The organism is Rhodococcus sp. EPR-134 (genome assembly GCF_001647205.1).
GTDB lineage: Bacteria > Actinomycetota > Actinomycetes > Mycobacteriales > Mycobacteriaceae > Rhodococcus_F > Rhodococcus_F qingshengii.
The window spans coordinates 1-1,759 of the sequence record NZ_LVCT01000732.1 but is presented as its reverse complement, the minus strand read 5'-3'; the positions used below and the strand labels follow the sequence as shown (position 1 = coordinate 1,759).

General features: G+C 62.0%; 2 protein-coding genes. Both read left to right on the top strand.

The window, feature by feature from the left end; genetic code table 11:
• Positions 1 to 1,308: ice-binding family protein (locus A2J01_RS31715; RefSeq protein WP_064114316.1), on the top strand; the 1,308-nt coding region annotated here is incomplete at its 5' end.
• Positions 1,309 to 1,759, top strand: a 451-nt coding sequence (locus A2J01_RS31710) for a sortase domain-containing protein (RefSeq protein WP_064114315.1), incomplete at its 3' end; no start/stop codon positions are given.

Sequence of the window (1,759 nt, the reverse complement as noted above, 5' to 3'; positions counted from 1 at the left end):
CGCTCGCGGTTCTTTCAATTCTCGGGTATTGCAACGATTTCCGTTTTCTCCGTCGGCATTCTCGTCTTGCCGGCCGGCACTGCCGGCGCGGAAGCGACTGCTGTCGGACTCGGCACCGCTGAGCCCTTTGCAGTCCTTGCCGGAGCAGGAATCACCAACACCGGACCGACAACCCTCGGCGGCGATATCGGCACGTATCCGACTCCAACCATCACCGGTGTATCGGACCTGACGATTACCGGCACCAATCATGGTGGCGACGCGGTATCGCAGGGAGCGAAACCCGACGTGTTGACTGCCTACAACACTCTCGCCGGTCAGGGACCCACACAACCGACGGGAGACGACTTGACCGGTCGGACACTGGTTTCGGGTGTCTACAACTCCGGTTCGTCGATCGCACTGTCGGGAACCGTCACCCTCGACGCGCAAGGTGACCCCGATGCAGTCTTCGTCTTCCAAGCGGGATCAACGCTGATCACATCGTCGTCCAGCACCGTTGCACTGATCAACGGAACGCAGGCGTGCAATGTTTTCTGGCAGGTTGGAAGTTCCGCCACCCTGGGCACCAACTCCGTCTTCCGAGGAAACCTGTTGGCGCTGACAGACATTACTGCCACAACCGAGGCAACCGTCGAGGGTCGACTGTTGGCGATCAATGGCGCGGTCACTCTGGATACGAACACCGTTACGATCCCGACCTGTGCGCCTCCTGTCACGACCACGACTCCGACCACTACGACGACTACAGTCCCGCCTGACACCGCGACGACTACCACCACGACTGTGGTCCCGCCGGTGGTGACTACAACCACGACGGTCGTCCCGCCGGAGGTGACTACAACCACGACGGTCGTCCCGCCGGAGGTGACTACAACCACGACTGGTACACCGGTGGAAGCGACGACCACCACACCAGGGCCGAACGGCACGACTACAACCACTGTGGACGTACCGCCGATCATCACGACCAGCCGAAACATTCCGTCCATACCCGAGATTCCCGGTCTCCCACCACTGCCGGGAATACCTCCCACCGTTCCCGGGACGGTAACCGTCCCGTCTCGGGTGCCGACGACGTCAGCTTCTCGAACGGGTACCCCGACCACTCAACCGGTAGGCCCGGAATCCCCGAATGTTCGAGCCCCTCAGGTGCAGCAGGTACCACGAGGGTCGGTCGACACCGGTGACGGAAGCACACAATCCCAACGCGACGGACAGTCCAGTGGAGGGTGGATCGCCCTGCTCGTCGGCTTCTTCAGCGTCGTGGCTATGTCGGCCCTCGTCATCCGTCGGACAAGTCGATAGATGAAAGACGAAAACTCCGTGATGGCTCCGCGAACTCGCCGAGCCATCACGGCTCTCGCCCTTACTGTTTCAGTACTCGTAACGGTGGTCGGATGCGCCGGTGGACAATCCGACAGCGGAAATTCACAACCACACTCGTCGCCTCGACAAGACACCACATCCGCGCCACGCGCCACTGACTCTGCACTGCCCGAAAGGGCGCCGGTAACTGCTGAACACCGCCCCGCGCGCCTCGAAATCCCGTCCATCGGCGTCGACACCGACATCATCGATCTCGGACTCGATACCGATGGAGCACTCGAGGTCCCACCGGATGGGAAGGACGCAGGGTGGTACACCGGCGCTCCCGCACCCGGTGAGGTCGGACCGGCAATCATCGCCGGCCACGTCGACTGGCAAGGCACCGACGGGGTCTTCTTCGATCTGCGGAATCTCGAAACAGGAGCCGACA